Below are 18,832 nucleotides of genomic sequence, written 5' to 3'. Positions count from 1 at the left end.
CTTAGTCGTTTTCGGTTTCAAAGCCAACAACATCTCCAATTGACCTGTAGATTTATCGGGACTGGTGACAGTGACACCAAAACCATGAATAGCACTCAGAACTGTATTAGCTTCCGTTGGTAGAGGTTGTCCTTGTGTCATAAACCGATTAACTAGGGACGCAGTTTTTTCTGCATCTATATAGAAGTAACCAGCATTGGGTTGTTGCAGTGAACCAGTTACAGCTTTGAAGGTGTCGCTACTATCAAGTTTAGGGCTATTATTCGTGGCGATCGCCTCAGCTATGGAACCACCAACTGCCAAAAATACAGTCTCTTGATTTAGCCAACCATGAGATAGTAATGCCCCTTGTCCGGGTATTTGCCATTCAGTGACATCTTTACCGTCAATATTTCTGTTAGCGACGTTAATTTGTTGAGTTTTGGCAAGGTTATCTAGTTTGTTAAAAGTGGCTATTGCAGTTTGGCGATCGCTTGTTTCTAATACTAATGCACCACCAAAACCAAAATTCGCTAACACACCTTGATTCGATGGCATAGCACCAAAGGCAAATTCTTGATCCATCCACCCAAAAATGTCTTTATCTAAGTCAATATTGACAAACTTTAATTGCCCCCGTACCTGTTGTAAGATTTGGTTAAATCCTGGATAAGCTTGAGATTGCTCTACTAAGGCTGACCAACTCCGGTTGATGCCATTACCAGTCATCAAAGCAAAGGTATCCAAGGGTAATTTACCGACTATTTTGCCTGGACTGGCTTGGTATTCAAATTTGTTCAATTGCGGATCTAAATTAGCGATCGCTCTCATCCGCACTCCCTGATCATCAACTCCCACACGCGCCACAACCGATTTTACTTGTTGTAACTGTTGCAGAGTTTGTGGTGGTAATTGGGTAGTCTGGGGATTTGCTGCTACCAATTGCTGCACCATTCCCGCATAGTCTGGGATATAAACTTGGGCGAGAATATTTTTCACATCTGCGTTAGCCGTGAGAATCGTCTTTACACCTTCTTGACTGGCGAAAGAGGGCTGTCCTTTGAAAGTTTCAATAGCCTTTTCTACAGCTTGCTTTTCTGGAGCTAATACTAAATGATTATTATTTAAAACAGCACTATATGTCAGTCTGCCATTTTCTGTAACTGCTGTGATTTTTTCGCCTTTATAATCAGATTCCTCAACTTTGACACCTGTTTTTGATTTTAATTGATTAGCAAAATTTAAGGCTTTAAGTTTATCTTTGATGCCCACTACCATCAAAATATTAGATTCTGGCGCTGCTTTGGTACCAGAATTCGGCTGATTCGATTGTGCCAGTTTAGTAGGATTGGGCGGTAGTACAGCCACCATCACACCACCAACCCAAGGCTTTAAATCTTGTTCGTATGAAATATTACCATCACTAAACAAATCTTGTTGAAAATTTTCTACCCCTTGGGCTAGTAGCTTTTGCGCTTCTGGAGTGCCAAAGTCTGCCAACTTTCCCCAGGCTTGGGGGTCAGTGGTAATGTAGGTTGCCATCAGTGCTGTAGAAGGGACTAATTTAGCACTACCTAGAGCGTCTGAGCTATCTCCAGACGGGCCTTTAAAATATATATAAGCCGCTATACTTCCCACCACAAGTACAGTCGCACCAACAGCAGGGATTAATAAATTCGGTTTACGTTCAGGCATTATTACTAACCTTGTTTATTCAAATTGTCACCAGTTTAAATGTAATTACGGTGAAAAAACTCGTTTATTTTCACCAAACTGTCCTGCATTATGCAGTGATGACTCTTATGCTTGATTAATTCGCCTAGAGTATCTTATAAATCGCCGCCGAGCATATAAAAACAGATTTTCTCAAGAAAAGACGCGAATTATATGAATAAAAGTATTTTTTTGTCAAGCTGATTTATACTGAGAGTGTTACGACTATGGTTAATTGTTGCTATAGCTTAGATTATACTTTGTCACATCATCAAGGGTTTATGGTACTTAAACTGTAGCCAATGTAACCATAATATACCAGTCAAGAAATATCAGTTATGAGATATGCGATTTAGTCCAGTAAATCAAAGTGAAGTTGTCTACTATAATTGACTTTCAGCCAATCTAGTTTTTTCTATTAAAAGTGAGTTTTTTATATGCCTAACGGCCCTTTGAGTGAAGAACCTCGTAATCAACGAGCCACAGTAATTCGTACTAGTAATGAATTTGTGTTGCTAGAATGGCTAAAGTCAAATGGTCGCCTCATAGAGCGTGAACATCAAGAATCTCAGCGTCTGAGTCAAGTAGAAGAAATCTCAGAGATGATTGAGCTTGATGATATCCCCTATGATCATGACGATGATGATTCAGATATGGAATTAGAAGATTAGGTCAGAAACAACTGGGTTTTTAGCTAAAAACCCGGTCTTTGCTAATTGTCCTTAATTATAGATTCCATAGCAGTTTGTAGGTCTTTTGTCAACTGAATTACAGCCTGACGAGTCACAGCGCGCTCGCCTTGAGAATTTTGCCAGCGTTCAGTCACAGAAATCAGTTCACCGACAGTAATTGTCGCCTTCCTCAAACCTAAACGGGGTCTACCAGGAAGAGTAGATTCCTGAATACGAGACAGCAAATCAAACATTAATAACGCCGTTTCTGCGAACCTTTCCGCCGTCGGTTTTTCCTGGATATAATTAGCAGTCACAGCCACAAAACTTTCCACTATTCTCATGTGTTGCATCTTCAAATCTGCTTCTGATGCAACCCAATCTGCTAACCCACGTTTGAAGGGTGGTAAAGCATTGATATCGGCTATATCATCCCGGTAAATATAATTCCAACCGGCTTCTTCTAAACGACGACAACGGTCAATAAAATTTCCATGCGCTTCTACTCCAAAATATGTTTCAGCAACGTGTAAAGCTTTATCCATTAAACGATGCAATCTAGCAATGAGAATCTCATTGGGGCTTGCAGATTCATCAATAGATATGGTTTTAGGAATATCTTGATGATGGAAACGGCGATAAAACTCTTCCATCTCGGTAATGAAATATTCACCCAGGCGACAAATGCGTTGATAGTAAAATTCTTGCTGTTTATCAGTAGCAGATTGATCAACAGATTCCAAACCGCTATCAGCTTCTAATTTAGTTAATAGCCCATGCAGTTTTGACCAAGGTGGCTCCACATAGCTATACTGAATACCAATCGGCACAATTATAACAGTCTCAGAACGGTGGGCTTTTTGCAAATCTTCTACACACCAAAACCCTAATTGCGCTACACCTGGTTCTAAGGGGCTGACAATTTCACTATGACCATTATTACCTCCTTCTGGTGCGATCGCGATCGGCATCTCACCATGACAAAACAACTCTCGTGCTGTTTGGATAGCTTGTCTATCTAATCGCCGACCACGACGAATCGGGACACCACCAACTTTAGAGAATAATAGCCCCAGCCAATCCCCAGCCCACACAGTCATCCCTCGGTCATAAAGAAAATAGCTGTGAAGGGGTTGTTGCAGTTTTATCCCTTGCTGGCGTGCAACTTTAGGCAAAATGTAGGACAGTAGATGTAGCATACACAGGGGATCTTCGACCTCTGGATGACGAAACGCAATCAAAAAGCGAATTTTGCCAGATTGGAATTGTTGATAAAGTTGGGCTAATGTCTCAACGTTCTTCGCTTCAATGTGGACAATCCCCGCAGGTAGCCACGGTCTAGTCCGAAATCGTAACACAACAGGCAATAACCACCGGAAAATTTGCAGTATAAATGGGTTAAAGCTTTGGTGAATAAATGTCAGGGGTGGTTGGGTGGAGTTGATTGATTTGGGCAAATGATTCTCCAGATGAAAATATGGATTAGTGGCAAGCAGAGGCGCAGAGGCGCAAAGGATGGAAAAGTTTGGATATGAAGAAACCAGAGGATGCGCGACAGTACGCGCCAGCAACTGAACGCAATCGTCAACCTATTTTAAAGGTGCTTTTACAAGTTTTACCTACAAGTGGCACTATTTTGGAGGTGGCTAGTGGTACGGGTGAACACGCTGTATTTTTTGCGCCCCGTCTTAGCCCTCGGCGATGGCTACCTACTGAACAAAATCCACTATTACGCGCTAGTGTCAGGGCTTGGGCTGAAGAATGTCCCTCAGATCATCTTTATCCACCCTTGGAACTGGATGCTAGTGCGCCAATTTGGGCATTAGAGCAAGGTGTATTACTTGACTCACCCATTGTAGCTATAGTTAATATTAATATGATTCATATTTCACCTTGGTCAGCTTGTTTGGGACTCATGGCTGGTGCTGGTCGAATTTTGCCTCCTGGTGGAATATTATATTTATATGGCCCGTTTAAACAAAAGGGCGAACATACTGCACCGAGTAATGCCGCTTTTGACCAATCTTTAACAGAGCGAAATCCTGAGTGGGGTGTGCGTAATTTAGAGGATGTCATCGCAGCAGCTAGTAATCAGAATCTGACTTTTAAAGAAATTTACCAAATGCCAGCTAATAATCTGTCTGTAGTATTTCAACGTGGTGAATAGTGGAGATTAGCAGACTCGAACTGCTGACATCCTGCTTGCAAAGCAGGCGCTCTACCAACTGAGCTAAACCCCCATAAAATAGAAAAAGTATTTGCTACTTTAGTTAGAAATTATATCATTGCTCAAGAAATGAAGCAAGAAAATATTCAGGTGGTGGCAGCGCTGTATAAATTTGTCAAACTGCCCGATTTTGCAGAAAAACAAGAAACTTTACTGTCTTACTGTCAATTACAAGGTGTTAAGGGAACAATTTTATTGGCAGCAGAAGGTATTAACGGCACGATTGCCGGGTCGCGTCAAGGGGTTGACTCTGTTTTAACGTTTCTGCGTTCTGACCCCCGTTTAGCGGACTTAGAACACAAAGAATCTTACACCCAAACACAACCTTTTGAACGAATGAAGGTACGGCTAAAATCAGAAATTGTCACTATGGGTTTGCCGGAAGTTGACCCCAATCAGCAGGTGGGTACTTATGTCAGTCCCCAAGAATGGAATGATTTGATTTGTGATCCGGAAGTAATTGTGATTGACACCCGTAATGATTATGAGGTGAATATTGGGACTTTCAAAAAGGCACAAAATCCTCAAACTAAATCATTCCGAGAGTTTCCAGAATATGTGAGTAATAATCTCGATCCCAAGCAACATAAAAAAGTCGCGTTGTTTTGTACTGGCGGGATTCGTTGTGAAAAAGCCTCATCTTTTATGATGTCTCAAGGCTTTGCAGAGGTCTATCACCTGAAAGGCGGAATTCTCAAATATTTGGAATCTGTGCCAAGAGAGGAAAGTTTGTGGGAAGGTGAATGTTTTGTATTTGATGAACGTGTCGCTGTGCGTCATGGGTTGGAGTTAGGCAGTCATGAGTTGTGTTTCTGTTGTGGACATCCCATTTCGGCGACAGATAAGGCTTCTTCTAAATATGAGGAAGGTATTTCTTGTCCTCACTGTTTTGATAGCCTGACGGATGAAAAAAGGGTGCGTCAGCAGGAGAAGTGGAAACAATATCAATTAATTCGTAATTCGTAATTCGTAATTCGTAATTTGTTAGGACTTACTCTTTAAGGGGCGGATTTAACTGGGGCAATTCTTACTAATGCCGATTTGCAGGAAACAATCATGCCTGATGGTACAGTTCATGATTGAATATAAGCGATCGCCTGAAAAATCTAACGCACGGTTCCTCGCAAAACTTCGGTGTCAATGGGTTTAATTAAGTAAATTAACAGCAGATTCCAAACAATTGCGGTAATCAAAGGTAGTTTGCGAATCAGCTTCACTAGTTTTGGCTGAGAACTGCGGGAAATTTCGGCAATTTGCAAGTTGTAACCTGCACAACGTTGCAGACGGGGGAAAAATTGGGGATGTTCAGTATTCAACATCACAGGAAAAGCCCTTCCCGCCGTTTCGTTGGTATTGCGAACCACTTGCACATCAAAGTCTGTGGCATCCAGTCCTAGTGAGTTGTAGAATCTGGAACGTTCATGAACTGTCAAAGTGTGGGTAGCAAATACCGATAGCAAGAAAAAGCGACTCCACAGCCTAGCTTTCCAGTTGTTCCATAGTTGTGGTTGAGAACGTAAAAGTGCCTTAAATATGTCTCCGTGGCGGTTTTCATCTTGGCACCAACTCTCAAAGTAGCGGAAAATCGGATAAAACTGGTTTTCTGGGTGCTTTTCTAAATGTCTGTAAATAATTATGTAACGCCAGTAGCCGATTTTCTCGGAGAGGTAAACGCTGTAAAGTACCCACTCTATGGGGAAAAATGTATATGTGCGGGTTTTAGTAACATTACCTAAATCTAGAGAGAGTTGAAAATCACCCATTGCTTTGTTGAGAAATCCGGCGTGGCGGGCTTCATCACGCGCCATCAGTTGAAATATTTCCGCTAATAGTGGACTGGGATTTTTCAACTTGCGGGATAATTCCTTAAAAAGCAGGAAGCCGGAAAACTCAGAAATGCAAGAACGTTCCAAATAGTCAATAAATGCTTCCCTGGCTTCACCCTCAATGTGTTCCCAAGACTTTTCAAACGCCTCATCTCGCACAAAATGATGTCGGTTGTAGTCTGCCCGCATTTCTGCCAGCATTGCCTGTAACTCAGTTTCCTGGGCAGACAAATCCAGGTTGCCGGCGGTTTCAAAATCTGTAGTGTAAAACCGGGGAGTGAGTACAGTTTCTTGGCTGGGGATTTTAGTTTGTGGTTTGGGGAGGGAATTAACCATAAGTCATGGGTTAGTCGAGTCAATTCATTTATAACTATAAAGTTATAATATGCTCCAGACTTTGGCTAGACATCTTTACAATCTGATCCAAAAATGCTGACAAATCCTGTTTAACTACTACGTAACGCTTCTAGCTGTTTCAATTGCTGTGATTGTTGTTCCAGTTGAATTGAGAGGCGATCGCATACCAATTCGCAAATCTCAAAAATTAACGGGTCTACAATTTCATAATAAACACTCACCCCTTGCGGTTCCCGCTTGACAATCCCAGCTTGCGCCAAAATTTTCAAATGCTTGGACACATTTGCTTGTCCTAGTCCGGTTTCTTCCATAATTTCTGTGACATTTTTGCTACCTGGCTTTAAACAGCAGAGAACTTGGAGTCGGCTAACTTCGGAAAGAACTTTAAAATAATCAGCAATTGGCCCCAGTCCGTTAGGTGAAGTTTTTAACATAAATCATCAAAATTTTATAGTTTTATTATATTATTATATGGTATTACAAAGTGACATTATCAGTGCTGGTGTTTAAAATCAGACTATCCTATACACCAATCTATTTCTCCCCCACTTAGAACTTAAGTTCCAGTTTCATTTTACCAAGGTGACTCAATTTTGGATTTTGGATCAACCTCTCCTGATCAAGAAGAGGCTTTAACAAGGGAAAACTTTTATTTTTTTTCTCAGTAAATACAGAGGTATAATACTCTGCGCCCTGCCCTTTGTGCTATTTCTTATACGCTAGGGTTAAGCCATCGGCGATGGGAACTAAACTCAGATTAATTCTTTCATCTTGATAAAGTTTCTGGTTGAAGGTGCGAATGTTGATAGTGCGATTGTCTTGGACTTCGCTATCTGCAACTTTTCCTGACCAAAGAACATTATCAATCAAGATTAATCCACCCGGACGGATTAATTGCAGCGATCGCTCATAATAACTATCATAATTACTTTTGTCAGCATCGATGAAGGCGAAATCAAAGGTTTCTGCTTCACCTGCGGCGAGTAACTGATCTAATGTCTCCATTGCTGGGGCTATATGTAAGTCAATTTTATCTGCTACCCCGGCTTTTTGCCAATAACGACGAGCGATCGCTGTAAACTCTGCACTCACATCACAGGCTACTACCCGACCCTCTGGAGGTAACATCAAAGCCACCGCTAGGGAACTATAACCTGTAAATACCCCTACCTCTAAAGTTTTCTTTGCTCCCATTAATTGCACTAGTAAAGCCATAAATTGCCCCTGTTCTGGTGCAATCTGCATCATTGCCATTGGATGCTGTGCTGTTTCTTCTCTGAGTTGGAATAGGATTTCTGGTTCCCGTAAAGATACTGAAAGTAAGTAGTTATATAGTTGTGGTTCTATTCCCAATGTTTGATTTGCCATAATTCAGTAAAACTAACATTCAAATTATTTATTAATAATACCTGATTTTACGTCTTTAGGTTGAGAAAAGCTAATTTGTCTTTCCATCCAAAGAATGATAAATTTCCCTAAATTCATAGTTAACTTGAAAGCAGATGAACAGGAGCAATCCTGACATTCCAAGAGAGTTGTGTACTTGTTTTCAGTGGTCAGATTAAGAGCGTGTGTCTGGTGTGAGGATAAAAATGTCGGTCGCGTACAATTGCCCTCAATTAGTACGTTTGGCTTACATCCGGGGTAAAAAGCCTAAACTTACAATTTGTAAGTTGGGAGTTAAAGCATAAATGAAACCTTGGATTGAATTATCGATCCAGGGTTTACTTTTAGAATTTTGTTAATTGTTTTTTCCTTTATTAATTTACCAGAAATTCATCCTATGCCAGAAGAAATCTTACAACCACCACAAGAACAAAAACCACCTGGTAAAGAATCAAAAATGAAACCAAAGCCCAAAGCTGATGACCCCCAGTATCAGGGCAGTGGCAAATTACATAATAAAGTAGCATTAATCACGGGGGGAGATAGTGGTATTGGTCGGGCTGTGGCGATCGCCTTTGCTAAAGAAGGTGCAGATATAGCGATTGTGTACTTGATAGAACATGATGATGCCAAAGAAACTAAAAATTTGGTAGAAAATCTTGGGCGGCGTGTGGTGGCGATCGCCGGAGATATTACTGATGAAACCTTTTGTCAGCAAGCTGTAGAACAAACCGTTGAGCAATTAGGTAAACTCGATATTCTGATTAATAACGCAGCTGAACAACATCCGCAAGCAAGCATTGAAGAAATCACTAAAGAGCAACTAGAGCGCACTTTCAGCACTAATATTTTCTCAATGTTTTACCTGACTAAAGCAGCAATGAAACATTTAAAAGCAGGTAGTTCCATCATCAATAGTACATCAATTACGGCGTATAAAGGTAATAGCAACTTACTCGATTATTCTTCTACAAAAGGTGCAATAGTCGCCTTTACTCGTTCCTTATCACAAAATTTAGTCTCTCAAGGTATTCGGGTTAATGCTGTAGCACCAGGCCCGATTTGGACACCTTTAATTCCTTCTACTTTTCCCGCAGATCAAGTTGCGACTTTTGGCAAACAAGTTCCCATGGGACGACCCGGACAACCTGAAGAAGTTGCACCCAGTTATGTATTTTTAGCTTCTGATGATGCTTCTTATATGTCTGGTCAAGTATTACATCCCAATGGGGGAGTAGTAGTCAACGGCTAATTCAAATCACTCCGGGGAATTTAATATCTGAAATTTTCCTGGAGTTATTCAGAGATTAAATATAATAATATTAATATTACAAATTACGATTTATTTCTCTGCCATCAGAGGGATACATTAATTCTAAATAAATGCTAGTCTAGCTAACGATAAACAGGTAACAAATCACAATTATAAATTATGACATCTCCCAGACCATTGCTTGGCACAGAATTAGTAGACTGTGCTAGAGCAAATGCCAAGCAGGGTATAGAAGTTGCGGCTTATCAATGTGGCTATGGTGATGATATTAATACTTTTGCCCACGCACTCAGAAACTCTTGTGAAAAAATGAATTTGCAAGTTAAGGAACTGAATGAGTTAATTACTGATCAGGATATGATTATAGAATTAGGGACTGGAGAAATTGTTGCCCCAGAGACTGCCTCAGAATTGTAGAGTTTTCATAATATAGCAGGGCTTTTAGCCAAATTAAAAATGTCTTTGTTTCATTGGTTGCGAGGGGATTTAATACTTTTGACTTTCCCTTTTAGGTCGCTCAAAACTTATAACCCTAAAATTACTCGTGCCAACTTAAAGTAAATTAAAACACCCAGAACATCAACGGCTGTAGTAATAAACGGTGCTGACATCAAGGCTGGGTCTAAGCGGAAAGCCCGGAATAAAAACGGCAGTGCTGAACCTGAAACAGAAGCAATCATAGAAATAGCTACCAGACTGATACCAACAGTGAATGCGACCTCGGCACGTCCTTGCAAAAAGTAAGCCCAGATGGTGGCGATGCTACCTAACATTAAACCCAAAAATGCTCCAGCGATCGCTTCTCTGCCAATTACCTGCCATATCTTCAAGGATCTAATTTCATCGGTACTCATCCCCCGAATTACCACCGTAGAAGACTGCGCCCCCACATTACCACCAGTGCCTGTCAGCAAAGGAATAAACGCTGTCAGAATTACTACTTGTTTTAAAATATCTTCTTGAGACTTAATAATTGCACCAGTCACTGTATTAGTTATCAGTAAAACGAACAACCACACTACCCGCTTGCGGGCAACTTGTAGTAAACTCATTTGAAAATAGTTGTCACCATCGGACTGCACACCACCCCCCAACGCGTAGATATCCTCGGTGGTTTCCCGTTGCAGAATATCAATCACATCATCAACAGTAACAATACCTACTAAACGCTGTTCTTTATCTACCACAGGAACAGCTAAAAAATCATATCTTTGAATTAATCGAGCCACTTCTTCTTGGTCTGTATCTGTATGGACAAACACCACTTCACGGGTCATAATGTCGCCAATGGTTTGTTCCGGCTGAGATACTACCAACTCTCGTAAAGAAACAATCCCCGTCAAACGCCTAGCGATATCAGTAACGTAAAGGTAGTAAATGATCTCACTCACATTAGCGAGGCTGCGAATTCGCTCTATGGCTTGAGATACCGTAAAATTTTCTTTGAGATAAATTAACTTTGGGGTCATGATACGCCCAGCTGTATCCGCTTCATAACCTAAAAGTTGGGCTGTAGCTTGGCGTTCGGCTGGACTCAGTTGTTCTAGTAAGCGATTGACAACTTTTGCGGGTAGTTCGTCAAATAATCTAGCCCGGTCATCTGGAGACATTTTATCCACAATGTCACGGACATCCTGACTTCTGAGTTCCTCAATTAAATGTTCTTGAACACTGTAGTCGAGATATTCATAAACCTCGATAGCCTCTGTTTTAGGAAGTAAGCGAAACACCAAAGCGTGCATTGCTTCTGGTAAGCCTTCAATGGCCTCAGCAATATCCGCAGGTTGCACAGGTTGGAGAATAGATTTGGCTTCTTGCAAGTTACCCGATTCTAGAAGAATTTGTAGCTGATTTCGCACTAAATCTTGCAATTCGCTACGCGTGATATTTTGGGTGGTAAAGTTTAAATGATTCGTCTCAGTCAAAATCTATTTTCCTCAGCCAGTTTAAATAAGTTTGCTGCTTTTAGTTTAGAGGAATGTGGTAATGAGAAAGTTAATTTTGTAATTGCTTCCATTTTAGAGGCATCAATACTTTCTATTCTCATACAATACTACTCGGTTAAGCAAATTCGTGAGCCGAAAACCCTTGTAGAGAAGTTTTATCAAATATTTCTACACTCCTTAATCAAAAATTATTGTCACGCGATCGCGCTTTTCTAGGAAAGGCTACGTGACCACGATATTATAAAGGTAGGCACAAATAATCAAGATTGAAAGGATTGAATTTATCAATTTTATATCCAATTCAGCAACACCAGGAAATTAATCCTCATCTACAACATCATTATTAATTGAGTTGCAAGTTTTACAAACTTGATTTACGCTGAACACAAGAGTTATTGAAATCAGCTTGTATGTCAAATTTACTAGCAAGAATCACGGTTAATCCTAAACAATGTGGTGGTCGTCCCTGTATTCGTGGTATGAGAATTAGAGTAACAGATGTATTAGATTTGTTTGCATCTGGTTTAACTGCTGAAGAAATTATAGAGGATTTACCGGATCTTGAGCCTGATGATCTCAAAGCAGCACTTTTATATGCTTCACGAAAACTCAATCATCCGGTTTTAGTGGCATGATTATCTGGGTTGATGCACACTTATCACCAGCTATTGCTACTTGGATTACTCAAACATTCAGTGTAACGGCTTTAGCCTTGCGTGATGTGGGACTAAGAGATGCTGAAGATGAGGAAATTTTTGAGGCTGCAAAAGCTCAAGGGGTTATCTTTATGACTAAAGATAGCGACTTTGTAGATTTAGTTGAGCGTCTGGGAACACCACCGCAAATCATCTGGTTAACTTGTGGTAATACTTCCAATGCTAGGCTGAGAGAGATTTTGAGTGCTACTTTACTCAAAGCTTTGGAAATTTTGTCTTCCGGTGAAACATTAGTTGAAATTACTTGAATGAAGATGATACAGTATAGCATACTACACAAAATGCTTATTTTTTCAAACAATATTCTTGATCAAATAGAGTCTTATATTTCTCAGGAGCAAAATTACCGCAATATTAACAATCATCTTAAAATATCATCTATTATTGATTAAATTATTGTCAGCCAATATTGAAATACAGCTATATCCTTTTCCAACGGGCTTGGATTTTGATGAGTACAAGTCTCGTTCCGAATCAGCCAATAATTAATTAGAATTAGCAAACACAATAATTATTTATATAATATTAAAACAAGAAGTGCGATCGCTTGCTAATTGTAAGCCTAAATTAGTAGCTACTCACGACACATAAAATTTATGATTAATAATTAGTATCATCCTTGGTAATTTCTGCTGTCACCATACTTTCTCTGAGAACTTTTTGAGCAATTTTAGTAATATATATAGTTATCGAAATGGTGGCAATTAACCCAATTATCTGCATTACCCAATGCCAGATTTGCGCTTCGGGATTGGTTGGCTGATAACTCTGATTTATCATGACTAAATCACCTGCTAAAGACCCCATATAAACGTACATAACTGTACCGGGAATAATGCCAAAGGAACCTAATATATAGTCTTTGAGCGAAACTTGTGTAATTCCAAAAGCGTAATTTAATAAGTTGAATGGAAAGATGGGACACAAACGCGTCAGTAAAACTATTTTCCATCCCTCTTTGGCTACTGCTAAATCTATGGCTTTAAATTTAGGATGTTTATTAATCTGGTGAGAAACCCAATCACGGGATAAATAGCGTCCGACGATAAAAGCTAAAATTGCCCCGATAATAGCGGCAGTTAATACATATACAGAACCCCAAAATAAGCCAAATAAGCAACCACCTTTGAGGGTTAATAGAGAACCGGGGATAAATAGTATTGTGGCTAAGTTATAAATAAAAATATAAGCAATTGGTCCGAATACACCAAGATTTTGCACCCGTAACATGGAATTATGTAAAATTATTGGAATGTTGACGTATTGGGCTAGAAAAATCAGGGTAATAATCAGAAAACTAATTATTAAAAATTTGAGTGTCCGATTTGTTCGGGGCTGGGGCTTTTGAACCATGTAATGTACCTGAGTTTTTCATCGTTACCTGTTATTAATATACGAAGCTGATATGAGAAAAAGTTTAAAATTTCTGAGTTTTTTCCCGACGATACCAGCTGCGAATGCGTTCAGGTGAAACACCGAGGAAATAAGCAGTAATTACGATTTGATTTAGTAGGGTAGTTTGAAATACGCCTTTTTTCAACCATCTCCGGGCTGAAGTGATAACTGGTACAGAAATAATAGCAATTTTACCAGTACGTTTTAAACGCCGGATGAGTTCAAAGTCTTCCATGATGGGCAAATTAGGAAAATTACCAATTTTTTCGAATATTTCTGTTGTTAAAAATATTGCTTGATCACCGTAGGGCATTTGATAAAAGTGCGATCGCCAGTTTACTCCTTTTTCTACCCATCGCAAAGCCCAATGGTCGGCATCAATCTGCAAGGAGAACGCACCAGCTACTATTTTAGGCTGTTGTAATGCGCTACGAACCATGTTATCAAAGCCAGCAGGTAAGCGGGTATCTGCATGAAGAAATAGCAGAATTTCCCCAGTTGCAGCCATAGCACCGACGTTCATTTGCGCCGCACGGCCAGGGACAGATAAAATAACTTTGACACCTAATGACTGAGCTATCTTTACAGTATCATCTTGTGAGCCACCATCCACTATGATTAATTCTACATTTGTACTGGGTTGAGTACAAGCGATCGCATTCTCAATATTTGCCGCTTCGTTGAAAGTGGGGATAATAATGGAAATTGTGTGATTCACGGCTGAATTAAGGATTTATTGCACGCAGAGAGGATAACAATTCAAAATTCAAAATTCAAAATTCAAAAAGCCAGACATAATAAGGCTTTGCTTATGGGTATCTGTCGCATTCTTTTTTTAGTCGTATAATTTTAGACTCAACAACGCCTTTAATTTCAAACCCCCTTCCACGCAGATGAGAGGAAGAGGGTTTAATTACGAATTACGTTAGCGTAGCTCCTCTGAAAGAGGCATTACGAACTACGAACTACGAATTACGAACTACGAATTACGAATTATCCTAATATCCACCTTCTTCTTCGTATTCTGGCTGTCTTTCTTTAACTTTTTTGGGAATATTCACCGGCTTTGGTGCATCTTCCCAAGCGTCACCTTCTACATCGTCGTAGTCGTCGTATTCGTCGGCGTAAGGCTTGCTGTAAGGCTGGGGTTCATATCTAGCTGGTGGTTCTTGATATCTATCCCTACCTGTGGCCTCACTCCAGTTGTCTTCTTCGTCGTCTTCGTATTGAATGGGTTCATACTGTTGCGCCCGCATGACTTGACGCTGGGGAATTTCTTCTTCCACATAGTCTTCTGTCCATTCTTCCTCAACTACGGGTTCGGGAGCGCGAACTCTGGTTCTGGGTGGTTGTAATGGCACTCCACTGGGTAGCTGATTCGCTGGTGAGACTGTGCGGGGAGTGTAACCGTATTCTTCTTCGGCTTCTCGCTCCCACGGTGCTTTACCTATGCCTAAGCGTTCTAGTACACCGACTGTTAACTGGTTAATTCTTTCTTCGGCTCCTTCAAAGACAATTAACCTGCTGGGGCCGGTGCTGACGATTTCATCCACAGAGAACTCGTAGGTGCTGAGGAATTGGTCGGGAATTTGGGGTAATCCTAAAGAAGCGATCGCTATGGATTGAATTTTACCAGTTTCGCCATTGAATTTAAAACCCCTCACCCTGCCTAATACTTCGCCTGTTTCTGTAATTACTTCCCAGTTAATCAGATTACTTAAAGTTTCAACTTCGATGTCTTCTATGGCATCTTCGTTATCAACGAGAATTACATCACCAATTTGGTTGATGGTGCTGAGGTACATATAGCGTGGCAGACCCGAAATAGAGATCAGGCTGTCTCGCAAACCAAGTGCCACAACCTCTCTTTGATCAATATCAACCCAAAGCTGATTAACGACACCGAGCCGTTTGCCGTTGTCGCGAGTAATCACCTGGGTGTTTAATATGTCGGAACGCCTAATTGTCTGTTCAGAGGTCATTCTATACCGAGTCCTGATCTCGAATCCGGTTTATCTATACACTATTATTAACAAAAACTCAAGCAGATGTATGGGATGATTTTAATTTAATTCCCAAAACTTGAGTGTAAGCTCCTCTGGCTTGAGTTACGCCAATGGTGCGCTCGGCTGATTCTATCATCGGACGACGCAAACTCACAACTATAAATTGCGCTTGTTGGGCTTGTTGTTTAATCATTCTAGCTAATCGCTCGACGTTTGCCCCATCTAAAAACATATCTACTTCGTCAAAAGCGTAAAATGGTGAGGGGCGGTAACGTTGCAGGGCAAAGATAAAACTTAAGGCTGTGAGTGATTTTTCACCGCCAGACATGGAAGCTAGACGCTGTACTGGTTTACCTTTGGGGTGGGCGACTAAATTTAGTCCACTGTTAAAGATATCTTCAGGGTTTTCTAATTGTAAATAGCCGTCACCGTCGGAAAGAATGGCAAAAATCGATTGAAAGTTTTCGTTGACAGCATCGAAGGCTTCTTTAAAAGCTCGTTGCCGCAAGGTGGTAAAGTTTTCAATGCGTAATAATAATTCGGTGCGTTCTGCTTCTAAGGTTTGCAATTTTTCCGTTAGTTCCTGAAGACGGTTGTTGGTGCGTTCATATTCTTCTAAGGCCAACATATTCACTGGTTCCATCGCCTGTAAGCGTTTGGCTAGGCTGCGGAGTTCTTTTTGCAATTCCTCTAAATCGACTTTATCGGGGACTTCTGGTAAAGGATTGGGTAATTCTGCGCCTGTTTCTCGCAGTTGGTTTTGCAAGGCTGTTAAATCTTCCCGCCGCTTTGTTTGGGTTTCTTGGAGTTTTTGGATTTCCCATTGCAGTTGTTGTTGTTTGAGAAGTTGCGATCGCAATTCCTGTTCTGTTGCGTCCCGTTTCTGTTTTTCTTCTCCCAAATTCTGCTCCATTTGACTCAAATTCGCCTGGATTTCGCTGATTTGATGGTTGAGTTCTGAATGCTGAGTATTCAGGGAAGTGAGTTGATTTTGTTGGCTGGTTTGCTGTTCATGATATTGGTGAATCTTCGCTTCAGCTTCTTGAATTTTCTCTTGCGATCGCAGTTGCTGAATTTCCAAATTTTTTAATCTTTGCTGGGCATCCCTTAATTGTCCCTCTCGTTGTTGTAATTGTTGCTCTTGGCTTTTAATAGTTACTTGAATTTCTTGCCATTCACTAGGGGTTTGAGAGTCTTCTAACTCAGCTAAAGCTTGTCGCAATTGTTGCAATTCGCTTTCTTGTCCTGGTAATTCCCGATCCAAAACTGATAAACGAGATTGGGCGACGGTGATTTTTTCGTTGTTTTGGGTAAGTTGCGATCGCGTCCCCTCTAATTGGGCTGTCAAACCCTGAATATCCTTTTGCAGTTGTGACAACTGTAACTGCTGTTCTCGTCGCCCCTGTCTGGCTTCTGTGAGGGCTTGGGTATGTTCTTTGGTTCTGGCTGATAAAGTAGCGATCGCCTCGGTACAACGTTCTATAATCCTTTCAATATCTGCCAAGCGACTCTTTAACGCTACAACTTCCTGAGATTCCGCCGATTCCCCCTTCCCGAATTTTAAGGATGAACGCTGATTACTACTTCCCCCAGTCATCGCGCCGCTAGTTTCTAACAATTCTCCGTCTAAGGTGACAATGCGATACAGTCCGATATTGGGGCGTGCCTGTTGGATATTGGTAAAAACTACGGTGTTACCGAACACATAACTAAAGACATCTTGAAAACGGCGATCGCACTCTACTAAATTCACCGCATAGTCAACAAAACCATTGGCATAACGCAAGGTGGCATCCTGCGTAAACTTACTAGTCCGAATCTTAGTTAAAGGTAAAAAAGTCGCCCTACCAGCGCGTTTTTGTTTCAGTAATTCAATGCCGGCTGCGGCTACACTGTCATCTTCCACGACAATATGCCCCAAACGCCCACCAGCAGCGATTTCCAAGGCTAATTGATAGCGAGAATCCACCTTGCCTAACTGGACAACCAAACCGCAAAGCCCAGGCAATCCCGATTGTAATATAACTTTACTTGCTTGAGTTCCCTGGACTTCCTGTTGGGCTTGGGCTTGGGCTTCGATTTTATCTAACTGGCGTTGTTTTTCCCGTTGTTCTTGTAAAAGTCGCTTTTGGGTTTCCTGTTGGATTTGTAATTCTTGTTCTGTGGCTGAGAGATTTTCGGCTAAATTTTGGATGGGTTCACTAGAAGCGTTAAACTCCGTTTCCACCCGATTACATTCAGTTTGTTTAGCGGCTAATTCCGGTTCTAAAGTTGCAATTAACTGAGTTTGTTCTGTAATTAGTTGCTGTAATTGATGATGGCGTTCCCTGAGTTGGGCTTGTTCTGTGCGCTGGGGTTCCAGAGTTTGCAGTATAGTTTCAATTTGACGATTGAAAGCCGTTTGTTGCTGTACCCAAGCTTCCGAAGCGGTGGCGATTTCTGCTGCTGCGGCGCGAGAAGCATCTAAAGCTTGTTGGGCTTCATCCCGTTGTTGCTGACAGGAGAGAATAGATTGCTGTTCGACAACCTGAGTTTGGGAAAATTCCGTTAAAGAACGCTGATGCTGTTGAACATCCTGCTGAGTTTGCGCCAGACGCTTCACAGTTTCCTGAATAGCCGTGGTTAACTCAGTTTGTCGGCGTTGGAGTTGTTTGCGTTCCGCCTCTTGAGTCGCCAGAGTTGATTGTACAGCTAAAAGTTCCTCTTCACCCAAAGCTTTGACACGGGCATTGAGTTCTTCTAATTCGGCGGATTTTTGAGAAATTTGGGAATTTAGAGTTGTAAGTTGAGAATTTAATTCAGTAGAAGTGCGATCGCCTGCTTGAATTTCGCCAATTAACTTTTCTTGTTGTGCTTGAAGCGATCGCCAAGAGAGAACCGCCTCCCAAGACTGTTTAGCTAAAAATTCCGCCCGCAGTTTTTGATACTTTTCCGCCTTCGCCCGATCCTGAGACAAGCGATCGCGCTGAGTAGTTAACTCCGTCTCAATAATCCGACAACTATCTTCTTTATCCTTCACCTCATCCAGAGTTTTCTTAGCTTGAATAATCTTGCGATCGTAAGCCGAAACCCCAGCTAACTCATCAATAATTTCCCGACGTTCCTTAGCATTCATCGAGATAATGCTAGTAACATCCCCTTGCAGCACAACATTATACCCCTCCGGATAAATGCGGAGATTATTCAACTCCTCATGTAACTCCGTCAGAGTACAAGCCACACCATTCATATAATAATTCGACGTATAACTCCCGTGATGAGTCACCCGCAACCGCCGAGTAACACTCCATTCAGTGCTGAGTGCTGAGTGCTGAGTGCTGAGTGCTGAGTCGGAATT

18 protein-coding genes, 1 tRNA gene and 1 pseudogene are annotated in these 18,832 nt (G+C 41.1%); 9 read left to right on the top strand and 11 right to left on the bottom strand.

Going from position 1 to position 18,832, the window contains the following annotated elements; genetic code table 11:
- A partial coding sequence (locus tag VB654_RS16840) for a DUF3352 domain-containing protein (protein WP_323214966.1) occupies window positions 1-1,674 on the bottom strand: 1,674 nt, incomplete at its 3' end.
- Between the two features lie 455 nt (window positions 1,675-2,129).
- On the opposite strand from VB654_RS16840, the gene VB654_RS16835 reads away from it, so the two are divergent.
- Window positions 2,130-2,363: a DUF3134 domain-containing protein gene (locus VB654_RS16835; protein WP_323214965.1), complete on the top strand. Its 234-nt coding sequence runs from the start codon at window positions 2,130-2,132 to the stop codon at window positions 2,361-2,363.
- 41 nt (window positions 2,364-2,404) lie between these two features.
- Here the strand turns inward: VB654_RS16835 and VB654_RS16830 are convergent, their stop codons facing one another.
- On the bottom strand, window positions 2,405-3,820 hold the full coding sequence (locus VB654_RS16830; protein ID WP_323214964.1) for a 1-acyl-sn-glycerol-3-phosphate acyltransferase: 1,416 nt from the start codon (window positions 3,818-3,820) through the stop codon (window positions 2,405-2,407).
- Window positions 3,821-3,894: 74 nt separating this feature from the next.
- On the opposite strand from VB654_RS16830, the gene VB654_RS16825 reads away from it, so the two are divergent.
- Window positions 3,895-4,530, top strand: a complete 636-nt coding sequence (locus VB654_RS16825) for a class I SAM-dependent methyltransferase (protein ID WP_323214963.1) — start codon at window positions 3,895-3,897, stop codon at window positions 4,528-4,530.
- Here the strand turns inward: VB654_RS16825 and VB654_RS16820 are convergent.
- Window positions 4,531-4,603: transfer RNA gene (locus VB654_RS16820), tRNA-Ala, on the bottom strand.
- Between the two features lie 56 nt (window positions 4,604-4,659).
- Here VB654_RS16820 and VB654_RS16815 point away from each other — a divergent pair.
- The gene (locus VB654_RS16815; protein ID WP_323214962.1) at window positions 4,660-5,556 is read left to right on the top strand and encodes a rhodanese-related sulfurtransferase; all 897 of its coding nucleotides are present in this window, start codon (window positions 4,660-4,662) and stop codon (window positions 5,554-5,556) included.
- A gap of 36 nt (window positions 5,557-5,592) precedes the next feature.
- Window positions 5,593-5,673 (top strand): annotated as a pseudogene (locus tag VB654_RS16810) (pentapeptide repeat-containing protein); the annotation flags it as partial.
- 23 nt (window positions 5,674-5,696) lie between these two features.
- On the opposite strand, the gene acsF reads toward VB654_RS16810, so the two are convergent.
- The 3 genes from acsF to VB654_RS16795 form a co-directional block, all read right to left on the bottom strand.
- Window positions 5,697-6,752, bottom strand: coding sequence for a magnesium-protoporphyrin IX monomethyl ester (oxidative) cyclase (gene acsF / locus VB654_RS16805; protein ID WP_323214961.1), 1,056 nt, complete (start codon window positions 6,750-6,752; stop codon window positions 5,697-5,699).
- 110 nt (window positions 6,753-6,862) lie between these two features.
- Window positions 6,863-7,207: a metalloregulator ArsR/SmtB family transcription factor gene (locus VB654_RS16800; protein ID WP_323214960.1), complete on the bottom strand. Its 345-nt coding sequence runs from the start codon at window positions 7,205-7,207 to the stop codon at window positions 6,863-6,865.
- A gap of 271 nt (window positions 7,208-7,478) precedes the next feature.
- Complete coding sequence (locus tag VB654_RS16795; protein ID WP_323214959.1) at window positions 7,479-8,141, bottom strand: class I SAM-dependent methyltransferase; 663 nt, start codon at window positions 8,139-8,141, stop codon at window positions 7,479-7,481.
- A 415-nt stretch (window positions 8,142-8,556) separates the two neighbouring features.
- On the opposite strand from VB654_RS16795, the gene VB654_RS16790 reads away from it, so the two are divergent.
- Both VB654_RS16790 and VB654_RS16785 read left to right on the top strand, forming a co-directional pair.
- Window positions 8,557-9,411, top strand: a complete 855-nt coding sequence (locus tag VB654_RS16790; protein ID WP_323214993.1) for an SDR family oxidoreductase — start codon at window positions 8,557-8,559, stop codon at window positions 9,409-9,411.
- Between the two features lie 180 nt (window positions 9,412-9,591).
- A complete protein-coding gene (locus VB654_RS16785; protein WP_323214958.1) occupies window positions 9,592-9,849 on the top strand; it encodes a hypothetical protein in 258 nt (85 codons plus the stop codon).
- 107 nt (window positions 9,850-9,956) lie between these two features.
- Here the strand turns inward: VB654_RS16785 and mgtE are convergent, their stop codons facing one another.
- Window positions 9,957-11,357 (bottom strand): magnesium transporter, encoded by a 1,401-nt coding sequence (mgtE, locus tag VB654_RS16780; protein ID WP_323214957.1) that lies wholly within the window; start codon window positions 11,355-11,357, stop codon window positions 9,957-9,959.
- On the opposite strand from mgtE, the gene VB654_RS16775 reads away from it, so the two are divergent.
- The 3 genes from VB654_RS16775 to VB654_RS16765 all read left to right on the top strand — a co-directional run bounded on the left by VB654_RS16775 (window position 11,340) and on the right by VB654_RS16765 (window position 12,342).
- Window positions 11,340-11,594 (top strand): hypothetical protein, encoded by a 255-nt coding sequence (locus VB654_RS16775; RefSeq protein WP_323214955.1) that lies wholly within the window; start codon window positions 11,340-11,342, stop codon window positions 11,592-11,594. The two genes, mgtE and VB654_RS16775, sit on opposite strands and share 18 nt — an antisense overlap.
- A 194-nt stretch (window positions 11,595-11,788) precedes the next feature.
- Complete coding sequence (locus VB654_RS16770; protein ID WP_323214954.1) at window positions 11,789-12,013, top strand: DUF433 domain-containing protein; 225 nt, start codon at window positions 11,789-11,791, stop codon at window positions 12,011-12,013.
- Complete coding sequence (locus tag VB654_RS16765; RefSeq protein ID WP_323214952.1) at window positions 12,010-12,342, top strand: DUF5615 family PIN-like protein; 333 nt, start codon at window positions 12,010-12,012, stop codon at window positions 12,340-12,342. Before VB654_RS16770 ends, VB654_RS16765 begins: the two co-directional genes overlap by 4 nt.
- A 352-nt stretch (window positions 12,343-12,694) precedes the next feature.
- Here the strand turns inward: VB654_RS16765 and VB654_RS16760 are convergent, their stop codons facing one another.
- From VB654_RS16760 to smc, 4 genes are all read right to left on the bottom strand, one after another.
- Window positions 12,695-13,447: a TVP38/TMEM64 family protein gene (locus VB654_RS16760; RefSeq protein ID WP_323214950.1), complete on the bottom strand. Its 753-nt coding sequence runs from the start codon at window positions 13,445-13,447 to the stop codon at window positions 12,695-12,697.
- Between the two features lie 64 nt (window positions 13,448-13,511).
- Window positions 13,512-14,207, bottom strand: coding sequence for a TIGR04283 family arsenosugar biosynthesis glycosyltransferase (locus tag VB654_RS16755; RefSeq protein ID WP_323214948.1), 696 nt, complete (start codon window positions 14,205-14,207; stop codon window positions 13,512-13,514).
- A 280-nt stretch (window positions 14,208-14,487) separates the two neighbouring features.
- Window positions 14,488-15,471, bottom strand: coding sequence for a PRC-barrel domain-containing protein (locus VB654_RS16750; protein WP_323214947.1), 984 nt, complete (start codon window positions 15,469-15,471; stop codon window positions 14,488-14,490).
- A gap of 58 nt (window positions 15,472-15,529) precedes the next feature.
- On the bottom strand, window positions 15,530-18,832 hold a 3,303-nt coding region (gene smc / locus VB654_RS16745), incomplete at its 5' end, for a chromosome segregation protein SMC (RefSeq protein WP_323214945.1).

The organism is Nodularia sp. UHCC 0506 (assembly GCF_034931045.1).
Taxonomy (GTDB): Bacteria; Cyanobacteriota; Cyanobacteriia; order Cyanobacteriales; family Nostocaceae; genus Nodularia.
The sequence above is the reverse complement of the archived record's forward strand: the minus strand, read 5'-3'. Positions and strand labels throughout refer to the sequence as shown.